Consider the following 18,277-nt stretch of genomic DNA (forward strand, 5'->3'; position numbering starts at 1 on the left):
GAGACGGTGTGTCTCGACCGCGCGGCTTCAGGCGGGCCGCTTCGACCGGTTGCCCCTGATCACCGTCCCGCACACCAGCAGCGCGGTCACGGCGATCAGGGCGCCGACGCCGAACGCGCGGGCCGCGCCGTGGACCAGGATCTCGGACGGTGACCCGGTGGCGTGCCGGGTGGCCGTGCCGTACACCGTGACCAGGACGGACAGGCCGAGGGTGCCGCCGAGCCACTGGAGGGTCTGGAGCAGCCCGGAGGCGGCGCCGGCCTCGCGGGGCTGGACGTGCGCGAGGATCGTCGCGTTGAGCGGCATGAGGCTCAGGCCGATCCCGACCCCCAGCAGGAGCAGCGGGCCGAGGAGTCCGGAGAGGTATCCGGTGCCCGCGTCGAGACGCCACAGCCACCCGGAGGCGCCGGCGACCAGGACTGTTCCGGTGAGCAACACCGGTTTGGCGCCCAGGCGTCGGAGCAGCCTGGGCACCAGACGCACGGTGCTGAACATGGCCAGGGTCATCGGCAGGAAGGCGAGGCCCGCGCGCAACGGGCTGTACTCCAGGACCTGTTGGCTGATCAGCGTGAGGAAGTAGAACGCGCCGAACATGCCGGCGGGCAGCAGCATGACCCCCGCGTACGCCCCGGCCCGGTCGCGGTCGGCGAACAGTCGCAATGGGAGGACCGGTTGCTCGGCCCGGGACTCGACCAGGGTGAAGCCGGTCAGCAGCGCGGCCGCCGTACTGAAGCCGAGCAGCGTCCGGGGATCGCTCCAGCCGGCCTCCGACACCCGGATGAACGCGTACACCAGCGAGGTCGTCCCGGCCGTGCCGGTGAGCGCGCCCGCCAGGTCGAACCGGCCCGCGTGGCGCGGGGTCTCGGCGACGAAGCGGGGCAGGGCGAGGGCCACCGCGATGCCGATCGGCACGTTGATGAGCAGGGCCCAGCGCCAGGACGCCCAGTCGGTGAGCATCCCGCCGAGCACCAGACCCACGGAGGCGCCGATGCCGGCCATGGAGGAGTAGACGCTCAACGCGTGGTGGCGGCGCGGGCCTTCGGGAAAGCCGGTGGTGATCAGGGCGAGGGTGCTGGGAGCGGTGAGGGCGGCGCCGACGCCTTGGAGCGCGCGGGCGGCCAGCAGCCACGCGCTGTCGGTGGCCAGTCCGCCGAGCAGGGAGGAGCCGGCGAAGAGAAGGACGCCGGTCATGAGCGTACGGCGACGGCCGACGAGGTCTCCGACGCGGCCGCCGAGCAGCAGCAGCCCGCCGAAGGCGAGGGTGTAGGAGTTGAGGACCCAGGACAGCCCGGTCGGTGTGAATCCGAGGTCCTGCTGGATGTCGGGGAGCGCTACGTTGACGACCGTGGAGTCGACGCCGACCATCAGGTAGGCGGTGACGACGACGAGGAGGGTCGTGCCGAGGCGGGCGGAGCGGTCCGGTGGAGCGGAGGGTGAGGCGGTGGTCGTGGCCGGGGTGGACATGGAGTTCTCCTGTTCTCGCGTCCCCCGTGAGAGACGTGCGGGCAGCACGGATCAGCCCGCGAGGACGGCTGCCCCGAGATAAGCGGGGACTGTCTCCGGTTAGTTCTCGATAAGATACGGAGACCATCTCCGGTTGGCAAGGAGTATCTGGATGACGCAGGTCAGACCCATGCGCGCGGACGCTCGGCGTAACTACGAGCGGCTGCTGAAGGTGGCCGCCGAGGCGTTCGCCGAGCATGGGGAGGGTGCGTCCCTCGACGACATCGCCAAGCGGGCGGGGGTGGGGTCCGGGACGCTCTATCGGCACTTCCCGACCCGGCAGGCCCTGCTGGAGGCGGCGTACGTGGACCGCGTCGAGGGCTTCGCACGGCGCGCCGACGAGCTCGCGCGGGAGCTGCCGCCGGGGCAGGCGCTGACGGAGTGGCTGTACGAGCTGTGTGTCGGGACGATTCAGGTGCGGGGCATGAAGACGCTGCTGGGTTCCGCCGTCACGGACGGTGGCAGCACGGTGCTCACGGCCTGCGGGACGCATGTGCGGGGAGCGGCGGAGCGGCTGGTGTCGGCGGCGCGGGCGGAAGGTTCGCTGCGCGGGGACGTCGAGCCGGTGGAGTTGCTCCGGCTGGCCCACGGGGTGGCGGGGGCGGCGGAGTTGGCCGACGGGGGCGGGGAGTCGATCCGGCGGTATCTGACGCTGCTGACGGAGGGGCTGCGGGGCTGAGGCGCCTATGGATGCCTCGTTGTGCCGTCTGACGGGCGCGGGCGCGGGCGCGGGTGCGGGTGCGGGTGCGTCGTGGCCGGTCGCGCAGTTCCCCGCGCCCCTAGGTGAGTACAGCCCGGCAAGGGTTGACTGCACCCACTCAGGGGCGCGGGGAACTGCGCGACCAGCCCCCACCGAGCCGCGGTCGAAGCACTACCCCGCGCTGCTCACAGCGCCTGCGCCGCCGGCTTCACCATTCCCCGCACCGTGCGGGACTTCACGAAGTCGCCGATCGCGGTCATCTCCCACTCGCCGGAGAACTGCTTGATCAGCTTGGCCATCATCACGCCCGTCTGCGCCTCCGCGTTGGTGAGGTCGAAGCGGACCAGTTCCTCTCCGCTCGCGGCGTCGATGAGGCGGCAGTACGCCTTGGCGACCTCCGTGAACTTCTGGCCGGAGAAGGAGTTGACCGTGAAGACGAGCCCGGTGACCTCCTGGGGGAGCCGGCCGAGGTCCACGACGATGACCTCGTCGTCACCCCCGCCCTCACCCGTGAGGTTGTCGCCGGAGTGCTTGATCGCGCCGCCGACGATGGACAGCTTGCCGAAGTAGCAGCTGTCGATGTGGTTGCGCTGCGGGCCGTAGGCGATGACCGACGCGTCGAGGTCGATGTCCTTGCCGCGGTACGCGGGCTCCCAGCCGAGACCCATCTTGACCTGGGAGAGCAGCGGGCGCCCGCCCTTGACCAGGGACACCGTCTGGTTCTTCTGGAGGCTGACCCGGCCCTTGTCGAGGTTGATCTTCCCGGCACCGGGAGCGGGCGGGGCGGGCGGGGCCGGGGGAGCGGCGGGAGCCGGCGGCGCGGCGATCCGGGGGTCCATGGCCGGGGCGGGCGGGGTCACCGGCGTCTGCACGGGGGGCGGGACCGGCGCGGCCACGGGCGTCGGGGCGGGCGTCGGTGCCGGCTCCTCCACCGTCACGCCGAAGTCCGTCGCGATGCCCGCCAGTCCGTTGGCGTACCCCTGTCCCACCGCACGGGCCTTCCAGGCGCCGTTGCGCAGATAGACCTCCACGATCACCAGTGCCGTCTCGGTGCCGAGCTGCGGCGGGGTGAAGGTGGCCAGCACGCTGTTGTCGTCCGCGTCGCGGATCGTGGCCGTCGGTTCGATGCCCTGGAAGGTCTGGCCCGCGGCGTCCGGGCTCGCGGTGACGACGATCTTCTCGATGCCGGGCGGTACGGCCGCCGTGTCGACGGTGATCGCGTCGGGGGCCGTACCGCCGCCCGAGCGGTACGTCACCCCCGGGCCGGAGGGCTGGTTGTAGAAGATGAAGTCGTCGTCGGAGCGCACCTTGCCGTCGGCGGTGAGCAGCAGGCCCGATACGTCGAGCCGCACGGGCGCGGCGACGTCCACCGTCACGCGGGCGGCGGAGAGGGGGATGTTCGAGCCGGGGGTCATAGCTGTCATGCTCCGTGAACGATCGGGCCCACTTTGCCGTTCCCTTACCCGAGGGCCAAATGGGGGGCGAGTGGGCCGCCCCCCGTTCCGCGGGGCCTACGGCACCACCACGATCTTGCGGCCCACTCCCGCCGCGAACTGGTCCAGCGCCTGCGGATACCGGTCCAGCGGCAGGCGGTCGCTGATGAAGACGTCGGGGTCCAGCACCCCCGTGGCGAACAGCTCGGCCGCCCGCTCGAAGCTGTGCAGGACCGCCATGGAGCCGGTGATGGTGATCTCCTGGTTGTAGATGCGGTAGGGGTCGATCGTCACCCGTGTCGCGTAGTCGGCCACGCCGAACTGGAGGAAGGTGCCCGCCTTGGCCACCCGGTCCAGCCCGTCCTGGATCGCCGCCGCGTTGCCCGTCGCGTCGATGACCAGGTCCCAGCCCTGCGGGCGGTCCAGCTCGTCCGGGTTCGCGGCCGAGGCCGAGACGCCGAGCTTGCGGGCCGTCTCCAGGCGGGTCGGGTTCACGTCGACCATGTCCACGCTCGCCGCGCCGGTCCGCTTGGCCAGCTCCAGCATCATCAGGCCCATCGTCCCCGAGCCGTAGATCAGCACATGGGCGCCCAGGCGGGACCGGAGGACGTCGTAACCCCGGACCGCGCAGGACAGGGGCTCCACCAGCGCCGCGTCCTGGGTGCGGACGTGTTCGGGCAGCCGTACGCAGTTGGCCACCGGTGCGACGGCGAACTGCGCCGCGCCACCCGCCGTCGTGACGCCGATCGCGGCCCAGCGTTCGCAGAGGTTGTTGTGGCCCGTACGGCAGTACCGGCACTCGTGGCAGTACAGGGACGGGTCCACGGCCACCCGGTCGCCGACCGCGAGCTCGGTGACCTGGGTGCCGACCCCGACCACCTCGCCGGCGAACTCGTGGCCCGGCACGATGGGCAGCTCGGGGGCGAACTCGCCCTGGAGGATGTGCAGGTCGGTGCCGCACAGGCCGCACGCGGCGACCTCGACCACGACCTCGCGCGGGCCGGGTGTCGGGTCCGGGACCTCGGCGACGACGGCACGGCCCACGGACTCGATGACGGCGGCCTTCATTTCACGGCTCCAAGGGACAGGCCCTGGACCAGTTTGTCCTGGGCGGCGAACCCCGCGGCGAGCACCGGCAGGGAGATGACGAGCGACGCGGCGCACACCTTGGCCAGGAAGAGGCCCTGGCTGGTGATGAAGCCGGTCAGGAAGACGGGGGCGGTCTCGGCCACCACGCCGGTGAGCACCCGCGCGAAGAGAAGTTCGTTCCAGCTGAAGATGAAGCAGATCAGGGCCGTGGCGGCGATGCCGGGCAGGGCGATCGGGGCCACCACGCGCGCGAGGGTCGTCGGCAGGCGGGCGCCGTCCACGCGCGCGGCCTCGATCACCGCGACCGGTACCTCGGCGAGGAAGGACTGCATCATCCAGACCGCGATCGGCAGGTTCATCGACGTGTAGAGGATGACCAGCAGCCAGATGTTGTCGAGCATGTCCGTGTTCTTCGCGAACAGGTAGATGGGGAGCAGGCCCGCCACCACCGGCAGCATCTTCGTCGACAGGAAGAAGAACAGGACGTCCGTCCACTTCTTGACCGGGCGGATGGACAGCGCGTACGCCGCCGGGAGGGCCAGGAGCAGGACGAAGAGGGTCGAGGCCAGTGAGGCGACCGTGGAGTTGATCAGCGCCGGCCAGGGGCTCGCGCCGCCGCCCATGCCGAAGAACTCGCGGTAGCCGTCCAGGGTGAGGGCGGCGCCGAAGGAGGGCGGGTTGGTGGCCGCGTCCGTCTCCGAGTGGAAGGACGTCAGGGCCATCCACGCGATCGGCAGGAAGAAGACGATCCCCAGCAGCCAGGCCACCAGACCAAGGCCAAGTCCCTTGCGCGGTACGGCTCCTGTGCGCTTCACGGCGATGATGTTGCTCATGACCGGCCCGCCTCCTCACGGAACAGGGACGACACCACGCGCAGGGCGAAGGTCGCGATGATGATCGAGCCGATGACGACCAGGACCCCGGCGGCCGAGGCGAGGCCGTTCTCGTGGGCCTGGTAGAAGCTCTGGTAGACGGTGTAGGGAAGGTTGGCGGTCCCGAGGCCGCCGGAGGTGATCGTGAAGACCGCGTCGAAGTTCTGGACGATGTAGATCGAGCCCAGCAGGGCGCCGAGTTCGAGATAGCGGCGCAGATGCGGGAGCGTCAGATAGCGGAAGATCTGCCAGTCGCTCGCGCCGTCCACCCGCGCGGCCTCCATCTGCTGCTGGTCGCGGCTCTGGAGGCCGGCCAGCAGGATGAGCATCATGAACGGGGTCCACTGCCAGACCAGGGAGGCCTCGACCGCGAGCAGCGGGGTGTTCGAGATCCAGTCGGGCTGTGGGCCGCCCACATAGTGCAACAACCCGTTGAGCAGACCGTATTCGGGGTTGTAGAGCACGTGTTTCCAGAGCAGTGCCGCCGCCACCGGGACCACCAGGAAGGGGGCGATCAGCAGGGTGCGGACCACGCCCCGGCCCTTGAAGCGACGGTCGAGGAGCAGGGCCAGAAGCAGTCCGAGGACCAGGCTGACCAGGACCACGGTCACCGTCAGCAGGATGGTCGTCCACACCGAGTGGCGCAGGTCCGCGTCGGTCAGGACGTCCCGGTAGTTGTCGACGCCGGTGAAGTGACGCGCCTTGGGATAGAGGGAGTTCCAGTCGAAGAACGAGATCACCACCGTGGCCACGAAGGGCAGTTGGGTGACCACGATCATGAAGATCAGGGCGGGGAGCAGCGGGGCGCGGGTGGCCCAGGCGCGCAGTCGTCCGGAGGGCTGCCGCGCGGTGCGTACAGGGGTGGTGGCCAGGGGGGCCGTGGTGGTCGCGGTCATCGTCCCTCGTACTCCTCGGAGATCTTCTCGGCGATCTGCTGGGACTTCCTCAGGGCCGAATCGACGGACTGGCGTCCGGCGATGGCCGCGCTGATCTCCTGGGAGACCCTGGTGCCGAGATCGGTGAACTCGGGGATGCCGACGAACTGGATGCCGGGCGCGGGGCGCGGCTGCACACCCGGGTCGTTCGGCCGGGCCTGCTCGATGGCCTGCTTGGTCATCTCCTGGAAGGCGGCGGCCTCCTTGACGTAGGCGGGGTTGGTGTACGTCGAGGCGCGTTTGCCGGCCGGCACGTTGGACCAGCCGATCCGGTCGCCGACCAGCTGCTCGTACTGCTTGCTGGAGGCCCAGGAGACGAACTTCCAGGCCTTGTCGGGGTTGCGGGAGGCGTCCTGGATGCCCCAGGCCCAGGTGTAGAGCCAGCCGGAGGACTTCGTCTCCTCGACGGGGGCCGGAGCGTAGCCCACCTTGCCCTTGACCGGGGAGCCCTTCGCCTCCAGGGAACCGGCCGCGGAGGTGGCGTCGTACCACATGGCGACCTTGCCCTGGGTCATGTTGTTGAGGCACTCGGCGAACCCGGACTGGGCGGCGCCGGACTCGCCGTGCTCGCGGACGAGGTCGACATAGAACTTCGTCGCCTTCTCGAAGGCGGGCGAGTCGAGCCGGGCCTTCCAGCTCTTGTCGAACCAGGTGCCGCCGAAGGTGTTCACGACCGTGGTGAGCGGGGCCATGACCTCGCCCCAGCCCGGCAGACCGCGCAGGCAGATGCCCTTCATGCCGGGCTCGGCCCCGTCGGCCTTCGCCGCCAGGTCGGCCACCTGCCGCCAGGTGGGCCGGGCCGGCATCGTCAGACCCTTCTGCTCGAAGACGTCCTTGCGGTACATCAGGAAGGACGACTCGCCGTAGAAGGGCTGGCCGTAGAGCCTGCCGTCGTCGCCGGTCAGCGACTGGCGCATCGGCGCGAGGACGTCCTTCTCGTCGTACGACGGGTCCTTGGCCACGTACGAGTTCATCTCGTGCAGCCAGCCGTTGCGGGCGTAGATCGGGATCTCGTAGTTCGACAGGGTCGCCACGTCGTACTGGCCTGCCTGGTTGGCGAAGTCCTGGCTGATCTTGTCGCGGACGTCGTTCTCGGGCAGGACGGTGAAGTTGACCTTGATCCCGGTCTCCTTGGTGAAGTGGGCCCGGGTCAGCTTCTGCAGTTCGGTCATCTGGGGGTTGTTGACCATCAGGACGTTGATGGCGTCACCGCCCGATCCCGCCCCGCCGGCTCCGACCCAGCAGCCGGAGAGCAGCGGGGCGAGCAGCGTCCCTGCGGCGGCCATGGCGAGCGTGGCTCGCGGTGGCCGTCGTCGGCTCTGGGTTCGCATGGATCGCTCCTGGACATAGGGGGATATAAGGGGCGCCGTGCGGCGCAAAAGGCCCACGGATCACGTCAGTCGGGACGTCAGACCCGGATGACCTGTGGTCCCAGCAGTGAGTACCGGTGCGCCTCGGACGAGGGCAGCAGGGTGCTCGTCACGATCGCCTCCAACGCGCCGATCTCCGCGAACCGGCAGAAGCTGACCGCGCCGAACTTGGTGTGCACACCGGCGAAGACCGTGCGGCGCGCGGCCCGGATCGCCTGCGCCTTGACCTCGCTGACCGCGGGGTCGGGGGTGGTGAGGCCGTGCTCGCGGGAGATGCCGTTGGCGCCGATGTAGGCGAGGTCGAGGACGAAGCCGGCCAGCATCTTGGTCGTCCAGTGGTCGACGGTCGCCAGGGTGCCGGGGCGGACCCGGCCGCCGAGCAGCAGGACGGAGGTGTTCTCGGCCTCGGCGAGGACGCCGGCGACCGGAAGGGACGCGGTGACCACGGTCAGCGGCCGGTCCCGGGGCAGGGCCTCGGCGATGAGCTGCGGGGTGAAGCCCTCGTCGACGAAGACCGTCTCGGCGTCCCCGAGCAGCTCGGCCGCGGCGGCCGCGACCCGGCGTTTCTCGGGCACGTGGCTGGTGGCGCGGAAGGCGAGCGTGGTCTCGAACCCCGCGCTCTCCACGGGGTAGGCGCCGCCGTGCGTACGGCGGACCAGGCCGTGGTCCTCCAGGGCGCGGAGGTCTCTTCGTACGGTTTCCTTGGCGACGCCGAGTTGGGTGGCGAGGGTGTTGACGTCGACGGAGCCGGTGGTGCGGGCGGTCCGTACGATCTCCCGCTGGCGTTCTTCCGCGGTACTGGTCATTCGGTCACCCGCCTTGCTGTGCTGTCTGCCCGTTCGGGCCGTCTGGGGGAAGTTCTACAGCGGGTGCGGGGTGGTGACCAGGTCTGTTGCGGGGGAGATCCTGTCCGTGTGTGCCCGTTCGGGCGGGCCGGGCCTGCGGGGGTGGGGTGCGCGGTCGGGTGGCGGCTGCGGGTCCGATGTGGCTGGTCGCGCAGTTCCCCGCGCCCCGGGGGGCGGCGCTTCGCGCCTGCCCCCAGAACCCGTTCTCGTGCCCGGAACGGCTGCGGGCGGGCCCGTTCGGTGCCCGCCCGTCGTTGTCAACCGTGTCAGTACGGCCAGATCGGCGGGTCCGTCACGAACTGGCCGCCCAGGTAGGCGTGCCCCTCGTTGCCCTCCTGGAGTTCGCCCTGTTCGGCTATGAGCTTCTCCGCGTACGGCTCCGAGTCGTCCTGGGGGTCGTAGCCGAGGGCGCGCGCGGTGGTCAGGTCCCACCACAGGCGGGTGTTGGCGGAGGAGCCGTAGACCACGGTGTGGCCGACCTGCTCGGCGGTCAGGGCCGCGTGGAAGAGACGGGCGCCGTCGGCCGGGCTCATCCACAGCGAGAGCATGCGCACGCTGGTGGGCTCGGGGAAGCAGGAGCCGATGCGCACGGAGACGGTCTCCAGGCCGTGCTTGTCCCAGTAGAACTGGGCGAGGTCCTCGCCGAAGGACTTGGACAGGCCGTAGAAGGTGTCCGGGCGGCGCGGGGTGTCGATCGGGATCAGCGGGTCGTCGCCCTGGGGGCGGGGGGTGTAGCCCACCGCGTGGTTGGAGGAGGCGAAGACGATGCGTCCGACGCCCTCCGCGTGCGCGGCCTCGTACAGGTGGTAGGTGCCCTCGATGTTCGCCTTGAGGATCTTCTCGAAGGGGGCTTCCAGGGAGATGCCCGCCAGGTGGACGATCGCGTCGACACCTCGCACGGCCTCGCGTACAGCTTCCTTGTCGGCGAGGTCGGCGACGATCGCGTCCGGCTCGCCCTCGACGGGGCGCAGATCGAGCAGGCGCAGGTCGTAGCCGTAGGCCGGGAGCAGATCCCGCATCAGGGTGCCGAGCCCGCCGGCGGCACCGGTGAGCAGAACGGTACGGGGAGCGGGCATCCGCAGGTCTCCTTGAATGGCCTCATGGGTACGGTATTCACATGCGTGGACAAGTTAGGGATCGTGTCTTCGCTTCGTCAAGGGTGGCGCGATGTCAGTTCATAAATATAAACTTTGATCAGTATTCTGCATGCCACTCTAGGGAGAGCCTGTGACGCCGTCCGCCGACCTCGCCCATCGACTCGGCATCCCCAGCGGGCCGCTGTTCTTCCCCGTCACCGCCTACGGCCCGGACGGATCCGTCGACCTCGCCGTGTACCGCGCGCACGTACGCCGGGGCGTGGACGCGGGGGCCGCGGCCGTGTTCGCGTGCTGCGGCACCGGGGAGTTCCACGCGCTCACGCCCGAGGAGTTCGAGCGTTGCGTCCGGGCGGCCGTCGAGGAGACGGCGGGGCGCGTCCCGGTGGTCGCGGGCACCGGATACGGCACCGCGCTCGCCGTACGGTACGCACGGCTCGCCGAGGCGGCCGGCGCCGACGGGCTGCTCGCCATGCCGCCCTACCTCGTGGTGGCCGGGCAGGAGGGGCTGCTGCGGCACTACCGCGAGGTGGCCGCCGCGACCGCGCTCCCGGTGATCGTCTACCAGCGCGACAACGCCGTCTTCGCCCCGGAGACCGTCGTCGAACTGGCCCGCAGCGAGGGGATCATCGGTCTCAAGGACGGCCTCGGCGACCTCGACCTCATGCAGCGGATCGTCAGCGCGGTGCGCACCGAGGCACCCGGCGACTTCCTGTACTTCAACGGACTGCCGACCGCCGAGCAGACCCAGCTCGCCTACCAGGCCATCGGCGTCCCCCTGTACTCGTCCGCCGTCTTCTGCTTCGCCCCCGAGATCGCCCTCGACTTCCACCGGGCACTCATCGACGGCGACCGGGCGACGGCCGACCGTCTGCTCGACGGCTTCTACCGTCCCTTCGTCGAACTGCGCGCGCGGGGCCGCGGCTACGCCGTCTCCCTCGTCAAGGCCGGTGTCCGGATGCGCGGCCTCGACGTGGGGGAGGTCCGCCCGCCGCTGCACGAGCCGGACGAGGATCATGTGAAGCAACTCGCGGAGATCATCGAGCGCGGCCACGCGCTGCTGGAGGAGGCACAGTGAAGGCGTCCACGTTCGTCTACCCCTGGGACGTCAACGGGGACCCGGAGGCCGCGGCCCGCATCGCGGGGCTCGGCGTCCAGCAGGCGACCCTCGCCTCCGCCTACCACTCCACGCGCGCCCTGACCCCCCGCCACCCGCGCCACCGCATCGTCACCGCCGAGCACGCGGCGGTGCTGTACCCGACGGACTCCCGCTGGGAAGGGCGTGCGCTGCGCCCCTACCCGGCCGGCGACTGGGCTCCCGGCGACGCCTTCGGCGAGGCGGCCGAGGCGCTGACGGGGGCGGGCCTCGAAGTGCACACCTGGGTCGTCCTCGCGCACAACTCCCGCCTGGGCGCCGAGCACCCGGACACCTCCGTCGTCAACGCCTACGGCGACCGCTACCCGTGGGCCCCGTGCATCGCACAGCCCGCCACGCGCGCGTACCTCGTCGACCTCGCCGTCGAGGCGGCAGTGCGCCCGGGCGCGGCCGGCACCGAGCTGGAGTCCCTCGGCTGGTACGGCCTCCAGCACCTGCACGCCCACGACAAGACCGGCGGGGTCCCGCTCGGCGACGCCGGGATGTACCTCATGGCGCTCTGCTTCTGCGGGACGTGCCGCGAGGGCTACGGCGACCAGGGGCTGGACGCCGACGCGCTCGCCGCCGCCGTACGGGCCGCGCTGGAGCCGCTGTGGCGGGGCGCGCCGGACGACGGGGGCTGGGCCGGGGTCGAGAAGCTGCTCGGCGCCGGGACGGCGGCGGCCACGCGCGCGTGGCGCGACGAAACCGCCCGCACGCTCCAGGAGACGGCGGTGCGGGAGGTCCGCGCGGCCGCTCCCGAGGGCTTCCAGATCCTGCTGCACGCCGACCCCGTGACGTACCACGTCGGGGCCAATCCGGGTGTCGACCCCGAGCACATCCTGTCCGTCGCGGACGGGGTCGTCGTGCCCTGCGCGGGCGGAGCGGACCTGCTCACGCCCTTCGCCCGGGCCCGCGAGGACGCGGTCGTCGCCGCCAACTTCCCCGTCGTCTCGGCGATGGGCGGCAGCCCGGGCACGCTCACCGCGGACGTGGCCCGCGCGACGGAGGCCGGGGCGAGCGAAGTCCGGCTGTATCACGCCGGGTTGGCGTCGGACGGCGACCTGGAGGCGATCCGCTCGGCGCTGGCCGGCCGCTGAAACAGCGGGACCGCCGCGGCGAGCCAGACCGCGCCGAGAACGGCCGACAGCGGCCGCTGGGCGACCAGTTCGACCAGCGCCGCGCCCGCCGCGAGGCCGAGCACGTTCGGCGTGTACACCAGGGTGTTGGCGGTGGCGACCGTACGGCCCAACAGCGCGTTCGGGGTCTCGCGCTGCACGGCGGTGAGCGCGGCGATCAGCACGCAGGGCAGACCCGCGCCGACGGCCGCGCTGCAGGCCAGGGCCAGCGGGTCGGAGGGGACCGCCCGCAGTCCGGCGGCCACGGCCGTCAGGGCGATGCCGTACGCGGCGAACCGGCGCTCGCCCAGCCGGCGCAGGGCCGGCCCGGAGACCATCCCCACCGCCACGGAACCGGCGCCCTGGACGGCGTACAGCGCACCGGCGTACGCGGGGGAGTGGCCGAGGCCGTCGATCACGGCGTACAGGAGCGCGCCGTTGAGCCCGGCGAGCAACATGGTGGTGCCGGCCGCCATGATCAGGGGACGGAGTGTGGGGTGGGCCCATAGGTGGCGGGCGCCTTCGACGAACGGGGTGCGGCGGGACGGCGCGGGTCCGTCCTTCCGGACGCGCAGAGCGCAGGAGAGCAGCGCGGCGAGCACGAACGTGGCCGCGTCCAGGAGGGCCACGGCGGGGCCGCCGTACAGGGCGTAGAGGCCCGCTCCCGCCAGCGGTGCCACCAGCTTCATGCCCTCGGTGAGCGCCGTCCGCAGCCCGTTGAAGTCGCCGAGCAGGGCCGGGGCGACGGCGCCGGCGACCAGGGCCGACTCCGCCGCGTCCTGGACCACGCCCACGGCGCCGTACACGAAAAGGACCGTGAGGATGACCGCGGCCCGCTCGGTGAGGAGGACCGGCAGCAGGGCCGCCAACAGCAGGTTGCCACCGATCAGCAGCGGCTTGCGGCGGAGGCGGTCGGCGATCGTGCCGAGCAGCGGGCCCGCCAGGGTCGGTGCCCACATCGCGAGCATGCACAGCGCCGCCAGGCCGTCCGAGCCGGTGAGGTCCTTGACCCAGACGCCGGACACCAGCCACAGGGCCGAGGTGCCGAAGCCGGAGACGAGCACTCCGGTGAGATACAGCCTCGCGTTGCGGTCGTGGAGCACCGCCCATGTCTTCGTCATGCCTGGACATCGTGGGTCTAAGGCCCCCGCGGCGGGATGGGGCAGGTTCCCTAGATGTCGAGCGATGTCGAGCGATGCCGAGCGATGAGTTTTCGCAGCGGCGACGGTCCACCCCTCACGACATCGCGAACCCCGAGGAGCACCGATGACTGTCCCGCCCCTGGACTTCGGACCGCAGACCCAGGTCATCGCCTGGCTTGCCGAAGCCGTCACCGACGACCAGCTGGGGAACGCCACCCCGTGTCCGGACTACGCGGTGCGCAACATGCTCGGCCACCTGCTCGGCCTCTCCACCGCCTTCCGCGACGCCGCCCGCAAGGACCTCGGCGCCACGACCGACACCCCGCCGACCGACTCCGTCCCGGACATCGGCCCCGGCTGGCGCGCGGAACTCCCGAAGATCCTCGACGAACTCGCCGAGGCCTGGCGCGACCCGGCCGCCTGGACCGGCATGACCCGCGCGGGCGGTGTGGACCTGCCCGCGGAGATCGCCGCCGCCGTCGCCGTGGACGAACTGGTCGTCCACGGCTGGGACCTGGCCCGCGCCACCGGACGGTCGTACGAGCCGGACCCCGCCGCGCTCCAGGCGTCCTACGACTTCCTCCAGGCCTCCGCCGAGGACCCGAGCCGGGACGCCATCTTCGGCCCGATCGTCCCGGTGCCCGAGGACGCGTCACTGCTGGACCGGGCCCTGGGCCTGAGCGGGCGGAACCCGGGCTGGACGCCGTAGACGCCGGTACGAGAGTGCCGTAGAGGCACGGAAAACGGCGGCGGGCGGCAGGCTCGGACCGTACGCTCCCGACCATGCCGCCCCTCAGCCTCACCGTCCTCGGCACCGCCTCCCCGCACCCGGCGCCGGGCCGCCCCTGCTCCGGCTATCTGCTGCGCGGCGGGGGCGCCGAGGTGTGGGTGGACGCCGGGCCCGGTACCTTCGCGGAGTTGCAGCGGCACACGGACCCCTCCCGGCTCACGGCGATCTGGATCTCCCACCTGCACGCGGACCACAGCGCGGATCTGCTGTCCGCCGTCTACGCCTTCGCGTTCGGCGGGCTCACCCCGCCCGCCCCGATCCCGGTGTACGCGCCGCCCGGCTGCGCGCACCGGCTCGCCGGGTTCTTCGGACAGTCCGACGTACGCTTCCTCGACGGCATCCTCGCCTTCCACCCCCTGTACGACGGCCACGAGGTCCGGCACTGGAACCTTCGGCTCGCCGCGCGGGCCGTGGCGCACGACACCGAGGCGTACGGACTGCGCGCCGAGTGCGCCGGACGCGTCCTCGCGTACTCCGGGGACAGCGGACCCTGCGCCGCCCTCGTCGAACTCGCCGTGGAATCCGATGTGTTCCTGTGCGAGGCGGACATCGACCGGCATCGCGAAGGCGAACAGGTCCATCTGACACCCGAGGACGCCGGCGACATCGCCCGCAAGGCCGGGGCGCGCGAGCTGATCGTCACCCACGTCGGTCCCACGCTCACCAGGGAGGCGGCGACCACACGCGCCGCCGTCGCCTTCGCCGGACGCACCAGTACGGCCTTCGAGGGCGCCACCCGGCTGGTCTGACCCTCGCTTCACCGCAACTTCAACTTCCTTTGCCGGAAGCATTGACGAAACATCGCGCCCCTCCCTACCTTCAACGCGTCGTACTTCGTACGTCATATATGAGACGCGATACGCGAGATCAGATACGCGAGATCCGAGAGGCGCGCATGACCTCTGTGCCCACGCCGATCCCCTCCCGCACGCAGTACGTGCTGGAGGAGATCAAACGCCGTATCCTCACCGGGCGCCTGACGCCTGGTCAGGCCCTGGTCGAGACGGAACTCGCCGCACAGTTCGGGGTGTCCAAGACCCCGGTGCGCGAGGCGCTCAAGACCCTGGCCGGGACCGGGCTCGTCGTGATGAGCCAGTACAAGGGCGTCACGGTGCGCATGGTGGACGCGGACATGGCGCGCGAGGTCTACGACGTCCGGCTGCTCCTCGAACCCGAGGCGCTGAAGCGGTCCGTACGGCGCGGGGCCTCCCTCGACGCCGCCCGCGATGCCCTGACCAAGGCCGACGACGCCACCGACACCGCCGAACGCTCCCTCGCCAACCGGGAGTTCCACCGCGCCCTCTACCTGCCCTGCGGCAATCCGCTGCTCGGCCGGATGCTCGACGAGGTCCGCGACCAGGCCGCCCTGGTCTCCGCGGTCGCCTGGGCGGCCTCGCCCTCCTGGGACCGGGAGGCCGGCGAGCACCGGGAGATCCTGCGGCTCGCCCTGGACGGCGACGCGGACGGAGCGGCCCGCGCCCTGCACGCCCACATCGCGTCCTTCGTGGAACGAGCGTTCCCCGGAGTGCTGGACCAGGAAGGCCAGGAATGAGCAGCGAGACCTTCGAGCCCCAGCGGGCGGCCCTGGCCGACGTGGTGGCGATCCCGGTGACCCCGTTCGCCGAGGACGGCACCGTCGACCAGGTCACCCACCGGGCCCTGCTGCGTCGGCTGCTCGACGGCGGGATCACCACCCTCACCCCCAACGGGAACACCGGCGAGTTCTACGCCCTCAGCCCCGAAGAGCGGCGCCTGGTCACGGAGTTGACCGTCGAGGAGGCCGGGGGGCGGGCCGACGTCCTCGTCGGGGTCGGCCATGACGTCCCGACCGCCGTCGCCTCCGCCCGGCACGCCCGGGAGCTCGGCGCGGGGATGGTCATGGTCCACCAGCCCGTCCACCCCTACGTCTCGCAGGGCGGCTGGATCGACTACCACCGCGCGATCGCCTCGGCCGTCCCTGAGCTCGGGGTCGTCCCGTACATCCGCAACGCCCAGCTGAGCGGGGACCGCCTCGCCGAACTCGCCGACGCCTGCCCGAACGTGATCGGCGTGAAGTACGCCGTCCCGGACGCGGCCAGGTTCGCCGCCTTCGCGAGGGACGCGGGCCTTGAACGCTTCGTGTGGGTCGCCGGGCTCGCCGAGCCCTACGCGCCCTCCTACTTCTCGGCGGGCGCCACCGGCTTCACCTCCGGGCTGGTGAACGTCGCCCCTGCCGTCTCGCTGAACATGATCGAAGCGCTTCGATCCGGTGACTACCCGGCCGCCATGAAGGTCTGGGAGCAGATCCGCCGCTTCGAGGAACTCCGCGCGGCGAACGGCTCCGCCGACAACGTCACGGTCGTCAAGGAGGCACTCGCCTCCCTCGGCCTGTGCCGCCGTGAAGTGCGTCCGCCGAGCCGCGAGCTTCCCGAGTCCGAGCGCGCCGAGGTCGCCGCGATAGCCGCCGGGTGGTCGATATGACGGACCGAGAGCGGATGCGGCCGGAGGACCTGCGGAGCCATCAGTGGTACGGCACGGAGGGCCAGTTGCGCACCTGGTCGCACAACGCCCGGATGCGTCAGCTCGGTTACGAGGCCGAGGAGTACCGGGGCCGCCCGGTGATCGCCGTCCTCAACACCTGGTCCGACATCAACCCCTGCCATGTCCATCTGCGCGAGCGCGCCGAGGCGGTCAAGCGGGGAGTGTGGCAGGCAGGCGGCTTCCCGCTGGAGTTCCCGGTCGCCACCCTCTCGGAGACCTATCAGAAGCCCACCCCGATGCTCTACCGCAACCTGCTCGCGATGGAGACGGAGGAGCTGCTGCGGTCGTATCCGATCGACGCGGCGGTGCTGCTCGGCGGCTGCGACAAGTCGACGCCGGCGCTGCTCATGGGTGCGACCTCGGCCGATGTCACCTCGCTCTTCGTGCCCGCGGGACCGATGCTGCCGGGGCACTGGCGCGGCGAGACCCTCGGGTCCGGCACCGACATGTGGAAGTACTGGGACGAGCACCGCGCCGGCAACCTGACGGACTGTGAACTGCGGGATCTCCAGGGCGGGTTGGCGCGTTCGCCGGGCCACTGCATGACCATGGGGACCGCGTCCACGATGACCGCGGCGGCGGAGACCCTCGGCATGACCCTGCCGGGCGCCTCCTCGATCCCGGCCGTCGACTCCGCGCACGAGCGGATGGCCGCGGCCTCCGGGCGGCGCGCGGTGGAGCTCGCCTGGACCGGACTCAGGCCGTCCGAGATCCTCACCCGCGAGGCCTTCGAGGACGCCGTCACCACGGTGCTCGGACTCGGCGGTTCCACCAACGCGGTCATCCACCTGATCGCGATGGCCGGCCGGGCGGGCATCAGGCTCACCCTGGACGACTTCGACCGCATCGCCCGCACGGTTCCGGTGCTGGCGAACGTACGGCCCGGCGGACAGACGTACCTCATGGAGGACTTCCACTTCGCCGGCGGCCTGCCCGCCTTCCTCTCCAGGATCACCGACCTGCTCCACCTGGACCGGCCGACCGTGAACGGCACCCTGGGCGAGCAGTTGGAGGGTGCGGTCGTCCACAACGACGACGTCATCCGCACCCGCGACAACCCGGTCGCGAGCGAGGGCGGGGTCGCCGTCCTGCGCGGCAACCTCTGCCCGGACGGCGCCGTCATCAAGCACATCTCCGCCGAACCGCACCTGCTCAAGCACACCGGGCCCGCGGTCGTCTTCGACGACTACAAGTCCATGCAACGCACCATCAACGACCCGGAGTCGAACATCACCGCGGACAGCGTGCTGGTGCTGCGCAACGCCGGGCCCAAGGGTGGGCCGGGCATGCCCGAGTACGGCATGCTCCCCATCCCCGACCACCTGCTCAAGCAGGGCGTACGCGACATGGTCCGCATCTCCGACGCCCGTATGAGCGGCACGAGCTACGGCACGTGCGTGCTGCACGTGGCACCCGAGTCGTACGTCGGCGGCCCGCTGGCCCTCGTACGGACGGGGGACAGCATCACCCTCGACGTCGAGGCGCGTTACCTCCGACTCAACGTGGACGATGAAGAGTTGGAGCGCCGACGCGCGGAGTGGACGCCACCGCCCACCCGCTACGAGCGCGGCTACGGCGCCTTGTACAACGACCAGATCACCCAGGCGAACACCGGCTGCGACTTCGAGTTCCTGGCCGGGCAGGGCAAGGTCCCAGATCCGTATGCAGGGTGACTGGTCCCACCTTTAGGGGCGCGGGGAACTGCGCAACCAGCCACAACGCACCCGCACC

At 71.3% G+C, this 18,277-nt stretch carries 17 protein-coding genes; 8 read left to right on the forward strand and 9 right to left on the reverse strand.

Annotated elements, in window-relative coordinates; all coding sequences use genetic code 11:
* Positions 1-27: 27 nt before the first annotated feature.
* Positions 28-1,464 carry an MFS transporter gene (locus tag D1369_RS31315; protein WP_118082736.1) on the reverse strand — a complete coding sequence of 479 codons (1,437 nt, stop codon included), beginning with the start codon at positions 1,462-1,464 and terminating at the stop codon, positions 28-30.
* 151 nt (positions 1,465-1,615) lie between these two features.
* Here D1369_RS31315 and D1369_RS31320 point away from each other — a divergent pair, with 151 nt between their 5' ends.
* Entirely contained in the window at positions 1,616-2,182 is a 567-nt protein-coding gene (locus D1369_RS31320; protein ID WP_037899537.1) for a TetR/AcrR family transcriptional regulator, read from the forward strand.
* A gap of 206 nt (positions 2,183-2,388) precedes the next feature.
* Here the strand turns inward: D1369_RS31320 and D1369_RS31325 are convergent, their stop codons facing one another.
* From D1369_RS31325 to D1369_RS31355, 7 genes are all read right to left on the reverse strand, one after another.
* Complete coding sequence (locus D1369_RS31325; protein ID WP_205574538.1) at positions 2,389-3,618, reverse strand: TerD family protein; 1,230 nt, start codon at positions 3,616-3,618, stop codon at positions 2,389-2,391.
* Between the two features lie 96 nt (positions 3,619-3,714).
* Complete coding sequence (locus tag D1369_RS31330) at positions 3,715-4,704, reverse strand: zinc-dependent alcohol dehydrogenase family protein (protein ID WP_118082738.1); 990 nt, start codon at positions 4,702-4,704, stop codon at positions 3,715-3,717.
* Positions 4,701-5,558: a carbohydrate ABC transporter permease gene (locus tag D1369_RS31335; protein ID WP_007381187.1), complete on the reverse strand. Its 858-nt coding sequence runs from the start codon at positions 5,556-5,558 to the stop codon at positions 4,701-4,703. The genes D1369_RS31330 and D1369_RS31335 overlap by 4 nt, the downstream gene beginning before the upstream one ends.
* Positions 5,555-6,493, reverse strand: a complete 939-nt coding sequence (locus tag D1369_RS31340; protein ID WP_007381186.1) for a sugar ABC transporter permease — start codon at positions 6,491-6,493, stop codon at positions 5,555-5,557. The genes D1369_RS31335 and D1369_RS31340 overlap by 4 nt, the downstream gene beginning before the upstream one ends.
* Positions 6,490-7,863, reverse strand: a complete 1,374-nt coding sequence (locus tag D1369_RS31345; protein ID WP_007381185.1) for a sugar ABC transporter substrate-binding protein — start codon at positions 7,861-7,863, stop codon at positions 6,490-6,492. The genes D1369_RS31340 and D1369_RS31345 overlap by 4 nt, the downstream gene beginning before the upstream one ends.
* Positions 7,864-7,940: 77 nt before the next feature.
* Positions 7,941-8,708 carry a DeoR/GlpR family DNA-binding transcription regulator gene (locus tag D1369_RS31350; protein ID WP_007381184.1) on the reverse strand — a complete coding sequence of 256 codons (768 nt, stop codon included), beginning with the start codon at positions 8,706-8,708 and terminating at the stop codon, positions 7,941-7,943.
* Between the two features lie 305 nt (positions 8,709-9,013).
* Positions 9,014-9,823, reverse strand: coding sequence for an NAD(P)-dependent oxidoreductase (locus D1369_RS31355; protein ID WP_007381183.1), 810 nt, complete (start codon positions 9,821-9,823; stop codon positions 9,014-9,016).
* A gap of 151 nt (positions 9,824-9,974) precedes the next feature.
* Between D1369_RS31355 and D1369_RS31360 the strand changes: the two genes are divergently transcribed.
* On the forward strand, positions 9,975-10,919 hold the full coding sequence (locus D1369_RS31360) for a 5-dehydro-4-deoxyglucarate dehydratase (RefSeq protein WP_007381182.1): 945 nt from the start codon (positions 9,975-9,977) through the stop codon (positions 10,917-10,919).
* Entirely contained in the window at positions 10,916-12,076 is a 1,161-nt protein-coding gene (locus D1369_RS31365; protein WP_118082739.1) for a hypothetical protein, read from the forward strand. Before D1369_RS31360 ends, D1369_RS31365 begins: the two co-directional genes overlap by 4 nt.
* Here the strand turns inward: D1369_RS31365 and D1369_RS31370 are convergent.
* Positions 12,013-13,215 carry an MFS transporter gene (locus D1369_RS31370; RefSeq protein WP_205574495.1) on the reverse strand — a complete coding sequence of 401 codons (1,203 nt, stop codon included), beginning with the start codon at positions 13,213-13,215 and terminating at the stop codon, positions 12,013-12,015. The genes D1369_RS31365 and D1369_RS31370 overlap by 64 nt on opposite strands.
* A 145-nt stretch (positions 13,216-13,360) precedes the next feature.
* Between D1369_RS31370 and D1369_RS31375 the strand changes: the two genes are divergently transcribed.
* The 5 genes from D1369_RS31375 (at position 13,361) to araD (ending at position 18,219) form a co-directional block, all read left to right on the forward strand.
* On the forward strand, positions 13,361-13,945 hold the full coding sequence (locus D1369_RS31375) for a TIGR03086 family metal-binding protein (protein WP_007381179.1): 585 nt from the start codon (positions 13,361-13,363) through the stop codon (positions 13,943-13,945).
* Positions 13,946-14,019: 74 nt separating this feature from the next.
* Positions 14,020-14,775 (forward strand): MBL fold metallo-hydrolase, encoded by a 756-nt coding sequence (locus tag D1369_RS31380; protein WP_007381178.1) that lies wholly within the window; start codon positions 14,020-14,022, stop codon positions 14,773-14,775.
* Between the two features lie 146 nt (positions 14,776-14,921).
* Positions 14,922-15,578, forward strand: a complete 657-nt coding sequence (locus D1369_RS31385; protein ID WP_007381177.1) for a GntR family transcriptional regulator — start codon at positions 14,922-14,924, stop codon at positions 15,576-15,578.
* Positions 15,575-16,486, forward strand: coding sequence for a dihydrodipicolinate synthase family protein (locus D1369_RS31390; RefSeq protein WP_007381176.1), 912 nt, complete (start codon positions 15,575-15,577; stop codon positions 16,484-16,486). Before D1369_RS31385 ends, D1369_RS31390 begins: the two co-directional genes overlap by 4 nt.
* The gene (gene araD, locus D1369_RS31395) at positions 16,483-18,219 is read left to right on the forward strand and encodes an L-arabinonate dehydratase (RefSeq protein ID WP_007381175.1); all 1,737 of its coding nucleotides are present in this window, start codon (positions 16,483-16,485) and stop codon (positions 18,217-18,219) included. Before D1369_RS31390 ends, araD begins: the two co-directional genes overlap by 4 nt.
* Positions 18,220-18,277 lie beyond the last annotated feature (58 nt).

This window comes from Streptomyces sp. CC0208 (genome assembly GCF_003443735.1).
GTDB classification, from domain to species: Bacteria; Actinomycetota; Actinomycetes; order Streptomycetales; family Streptomycetaceae; genus Streptomyces; species Streptomyces sviceus.